Annotated in this window: 6 protein-coding genes; 3 read left to right on the top strand and 3 right to left on the bottom strand. The window is 61.7% G+C overall.

The window, feature by feature from the left end:
* Window positions 1–73 precede the first annotated feature (73 nt).
* Window positions 74–1,012, top strand: coding sequence for a cyclase family protein (locus tag J4F42_21165; GenBank protein MCE2488032.1), 939 nt, complete (start codon window positions 74–76; stop codon window positions 1,010–1,012).
* 77 nt (window positions 1,013–1,089) lie between these two features.
* Here J4F42_21165 and htpX read toward each other — a convergent pair whose 3' ends face one another.
* The 3 genes from htpX to menA all read right to left on the bottom strand — a co-directional run bounded on the left by htpX (window position 1,090) and on the right by menA (window position 3,612).
* On the bottom strand, window positions 1,090–1,929 hold the full coding sequence (htpX, locus tag J4F42_21170) for a zinc metalloprotease HtpX (GenBank protein MCE2488033.1): 840 nt from the start codon (window positions 1,927–1,929) through the stop codon (window positions 1,090–1,092).
* Between the two features lie 190 nt (window positions 1,930–2,119).
* The gene (locus J4F42_21175; GenBank protein ID MCE2488034.1) at window positions 2,120–2,581 is read right to left on the bottom strand and encodes a hypothetical protein; all 462 of its coding nucleotides are present in this window, start codon (window positions 2,579–2,581) and stop codon (window positions 2,120–2,122) included.
* Between the two features lie 104 nt (window positions 2,582–2,685).
* Window positions 2,686–3,612, bottom strand: coding sequence for a 1,4-dihydroxy-2-naphthoate octaprenyltransferase (gene menA / locus J4F42_21180; protein ID MCE2488035.1), 927 nt, complete (start codon window positions 3,610–3,612; stop codon window positions 2,686–2,688).
* Between the two features lie 200 nt (window positions 3,613–3,812).
* Between menA and J4F42_21185 the strand changes: the two genes are divergently transcribed.
* Both J4F42_21185 and J4F42_21190 read left to right on the top strand, forming a co-directional pair.
* A complete protein-coding gene (locus J4F42_21185) occupies window positions 3,813–4,262 on the top strand; it encodes a VOC family protein (GenBank protein ID MCE2488036.1) in 450 nt (149 codons plus the stop codon).
* Window positions 4,263–4,281: 19 nt separating this feature from the next.
* Window positions 4,282–5,111 (top strand): hypothetical protein (locus J4F42_21190; protein MCE2488037.1); only part of this gene is annotated, 830 nt, incomplete at its 3' end.

A 5,111-nucleotide genomic window follows, 5' to 3' on the forward strand; every position in this document is an offset into this window, starting at 1 on the left:
CGCGCCCCTACAAAACCGGTGTCAAGCTGGCTATAACAGCAGCCATCTTTTCGGCTCAGAGAAGGAGGATGCCATGCCAGGACGTGAAGCTATTCCGAAGGTCAGCAACTGGGGACGCTGGGGCCAGGACGACGAAAAAGGCACCGCCAATTTCATCACCCCGGAGGTGATTGTGGCGGCCGCCCAGCTGGTCAAAAAGGGCGCGGTCTTTTGCTGCTGTATTCCGATTGACCAGAACGGGCCGGTCTTTCCGACCCGCACCCCGCCGCAGCGTTTTATGTCGATCCTGAACGTCCCCCTCAACGAGGTCGGGCTGGCCGGCTCGGCCATCGCCAACGACGACTATATTACGATGTATCTCCAGGGCTCGACCCAGTGGGACAGCCTGGCCCACGTCGGCTACGACGGCAAATTCTATAACGACGCCGACACCAGCACCGTCACCGCCCACGGTGGAGCGGCCCGCAACGATATCGGCAAGCTGTACCAGTCGTTTGTCACCCGCGGTGTGCTGCTCGACATGGTCCGCTACAAGGGCTGTGACGCCGACGGCCACCTGCCCAAGGACTATCCGATTACGATTGAAGACCTCGACGGCTGCTGCCAGGCCCAGGGCGTGACCATCAAAAGCGGCGACGCCTTATGCCTGCGGACCGGCTGGGTGCCGTACTGGTACGGCCTGGAGACGGCCGAGGACAAAGACGCCTATTTTCACGCCCAGCCGGGCATGGCGGTGGCCACCGCCGAGTGGGTCCACCGCAAAGAGATCTCGTGCATTGCGGTGGACAACATCGCCGTCGAGCGCCTGCCCTCAGAGGTGGATGGCGAGTTCATCCCCTTCCATCAGGTCGCGATCCGGGACCTGGGCCTGACGCTGGGTGAAATTTTTACCTTTGAGGAACTGGCCAAAGACTGTGCGGCCGACGGCGTGTACGAGTTTCTGTGGGTCGCCCCGCCGCTGCATATTCCCAATGCGGTCGGCAGCCCGCTGAATCCTTTGGCCATCAAATAAGAAAGCCGCCCCGCAGGACGGCTGTGTTGACCGGGGACGCGTCGCCGTCCCCGGCCTATCTGGTCGGCTGCGGTGGCCTATCTGGCCAATGCCCGCAGGCGCGCAATGCGCTCTTCGAGCGGCGGGTGGGTGCTGAAGAAGCGGGCCACCGACTGACCGCGCAGCGGGTTGACGATGAAGAAGTGCGAGGTCTGGGGCGAGGCGTCCATCGGGATGCGCTCCGCAGCCAGCCCCAGCTTTGACAGCGCCGAAGCCAGGCCGAGCGGATCACCGCTCAGCGCCGCCCCGGTCCTGTCCGCAGCAAACTCGCGTGTGCGTGAAATCGCCATCTGAATAATCGTGGCCGCCAGCGGGGCCAGAAAGGCCATCACCAGCATCCCGAGCATGCCCCCGCTGTCTTCGTCGTCATCACTCCGGCCCATGCCGAAAATCGCCGCCCACTGGGCCATACTGGCCAGCATCATGATCGCCCCGGCCAGGGTGGCGGCAACCGAGCTGATCAGAATATCGCGGTTTTTGACGTGGGCCAGCTCGTGGGCCAAGACCCCGGTCAGCTCGCGCTCATCCATCAAGCGCAGAATCCCCTGGGTCACGGCCACGGCCGCATGGTTCGGATCGCGACCGGTCGCAAAGGCGTTGGCGCCCTCGGACGGAATAACGTATAGCTTGGGCATTGGCAGCCCGGCCCGCACGGTCAGATTGTGCACGATGCGGTGCAGCTGCGGCGCCTGAGCCTCGGTCGCCTCCTGCGCCCCGTACATGCGCAGCACAATCTTGTCCGAGAACCAATAGCTGCCGAAGTTCATGACAACGGCAAAGATAAAAGCGATCACCAGACCGCCCTGGCCACCCATGTACTGACCGAAGAGCAGGATCAACCCGGTCATGGCCCCTAGCAAAAACGTCGTGCGTAGCATTAATCAACACCTCCGTGGCGAAGTCTTACTATTACGGTAAGATCGCACCCTGGGGCTGTCAACTCGGGCTGCACTGAGCGGGCTTCCCCCGCATGAATTGAGGGTTCCGATAGGAACGGAGAGCAACGAACGGTCAGGTCTCACATCCCAAGTCGTCAGCGCAGAGGTGAGCCGGGTCTTGAAGCCCTTGCTAGCGTGCTTTTTTCTGTTCTTCGTAGGCGCCGACAAAATCGTCCAGGCTGAGCGTCACGTTGACGCTGAGGTCTTCATCAAGCCCTTCGAAGAGAACGCCATCCTTGCCCCGCACGCTGTAAAAGACGACGCCCCCGCCATCACCGGCTCCTTCCCGGTGCGGAGCGCCCGGCGGGCTGGAGGTGTAGCTGCCGACTGGACGAATCTCCTGGAGCGAGCCGTCAGGCTCATACAGCCGGTGCTCGCCCTGCACGACCAGGGTGTTGGTGAGCGCCAAGTGTCTGTGCAGAAATATCTGCTCGTGGGCCGGGAATTTGAGAATGAAGTCGACGATCAGCTTTTCGGTATCAACATCGAGCATGGCAAACACAAAATGCTCGAAATCTCCTAATCTGTACCACCGCATATTGCGGTCATCGAAGCTATGCAGCGGTGTCTCGGCAGTGCGCGTGCTTGTCATTCAGCTGGGTCCTTTCTCCCGGTTTGTTGAGGGACGTGCGAGAGTATCGAATACGGCTGGCTGTAACAAGCCGACGGCTGTCGCATTGGTGATGAGTCCAGAGCCTAGAGCACAAAGCGGCTCGTCAGCAGGCCGAGGATCAGCAGGACTCCGTAGGCCAGGTGGAGTTGGGCGGACTGGGCGTCAATCTCCTGATCCTTGAGTTCCTGGGTCTGAAAGATCGTCCGCACGACCGGAACGGCCAGGGCCAGGGCCAGCAGGGTCAGCAACACCGGCCACGGCGCGTAGCCCAGCACCACCAGCGCCACGGTCAGCACAAACGCGCCGTACACCAGGCCGGCCATCTCCCAGTTCGCCGCCTTTCGTCCGATGACGGTGGCCAGGGTGTTTTTGCCGTGGCCCCGGTCGGCCTCAATATCACGGATGTTATTGGCCTGGAGAATCGCCGCCACCAGACAGCCGACCGGCAGTGACATCAGCAGTGGGGCCAGGGCGAAGGTCTGGCGCTGCACATAGTAGGCGCCCATGATGATGACCGGCCCCATGAAGACAAAGACGGTCGCCTCACCCAAAGTGATATAGGCCAACGACAGCGGCCGGGCGGTATAAAAATAGCCGGCCAGCACGCTCAGCAGCCCCAGGGCCAGGATCGGCCAGCCGCACAGCGCGACCAGAATAAGGCCGAACAGGCTGCCCACCCCAAAGCTCGCCAGCCCGCCCCAGTACAGCTGCTCGGCCGGCAGCAGGTGGCGCTGAATCACCTGGCTGCCGCTCTTGGATTCCAGGCTATCAACCCCGCTCCGGTGGTCGTAATAGTCGTTGATCATATTGGTCCCGATGTGGATGAACAGCGAGCCGAACAGGGCCAGAAAAAAGAGGCCCCACCAGAACCGGCCGTCGAGCGCGCCCAGCACCGAGCCGATCAGGACCGGGGTCATCGACGCCGTAAACGAGAAGGGTCGGCTGGCTTCGATCCAGCTCTGAACAGAACCCGGTGCGGGACCAACAGGGACGGTGTGCTCCTGGGACATGGCGCTCTCCTTTCGGGCGTATTATGGGCGTGTCGCGGGAGGCGAGTCAAAGGGGGAGGGGATACGGAATGCTGAACGGAAGAGCGCTGCGGCTTGCCCGTCCGAGCCTGACAGGCTAAACCCTCGACAGAGGAAACGTGTCAACCGTATTCATACGGCTGGACGACACGTTTCCTCTTCACTGAAAAGGAGAACCGGGTATGGCGGAGCAGATTGGCCGTTTGGATCATATTGGTATCGCGGTCCACAGCATTGCGCGGGCGCGGACCTTTTTTGAAGAGACACTGGGAGCGCGATTCCGTTTTATAAAAACGTCGCGCGACGGCAGTTTTCGTTTTGCGGTGTTCGACCTGCACGAGTTCACCATCGAGCTGATTGAACCGGCCACCGAAGACAGCTTTTTGACCAAGTATCTGGAAAAAAGGGGTGAAGGCGTACACCACCTCACCGTGCAGACCCCGGACCTGAAAAGAAAGGTCGCCGGCTTGGAGGAGAAAGGGCTGCGGGTGGTGGACAAACACCTGGACGGACCCGATTTCATCGAAGCCTTTATTTCGCCCAAGAGCGCCTGTGGCGTGCTGTTCCAGCTGGCCGAGACCTGCCCGCCGCTGGATAATGAGCCGTACTGGCAAGATGAACAGGACACATAACAGACCCATGACCCGCTTCATGCCTGTCTGGCTGCTCGTCGTGGCCCTGGCCACGGCCTGCACCAATAATCCCTACCGGCCGGAGGAGGCCGCAAAAAACGTTCTGTACGAGACCTTCCGCGAAGACCTCAAACACCTCGACCCGGCCCTGGCCTATGTCTCCAACGAACTCGATGTCCTGAGCCAGATCTATGAAACCCTGGTTCAGTACCACTTTCTGAAACGCCCCTACAGCCTGGTGCCGCTGACCGCCACGGCTGTCCCCCAGGCCCAGCTGTACGATGCCCAGGGTCGCCTGCTGCCCCCCACCGCACCGGCCCGCGAGGTCGCCAAGGCGGTCTACACCATCACCATCACACCCGGCATTCGCTACCAGGATCACCCCAGCTTTGCCCGGACTGCGGACGGACGCTCCCGCTGGTTCCTCCAGCCCGGCGAACACTTTCCACCCATCAGCCATCCGAATGAGCTGCCGCAGCACGGCTCGCGTGAGCTGACCGCCCATGATTACGTCTACCAGATCAAACGGCTGGCCTCGCCCCTGCTGGCCTGCCCGATTTTTTCTCTGCTGAGCAATTACATCGAGGGGTTTCAGGAGTTTCATCAACGGCTCAGCCAGGAAGTCACCCGGCTGCGCCAGGAGCGCCGCCGGGCGGCCGGGGCGCTGTATAACCAGGAGGCCGACGAGCGCACGAACCCGATCTACCTGGATTTGCGCCAGTACGAGCTGCCCGGCGTCCGGGCGCTCGACGACTACACCCTGCGAATCAGCCTGAGCCGCAAATACCCCCAGTTCGTGTACTGGCTGGCGATGCCCTTTTTTGCCCCCATGGCCTGGGAGGCGGACCG

This window comes from Desulfurellaceae bacterium (assembly GCA_021296095.1).
Taxonomy (GTDB): domain Bacteria; phylum Desulfobacterota; class Binatia; order Bin18; family Bin18; genus JAAXHF01.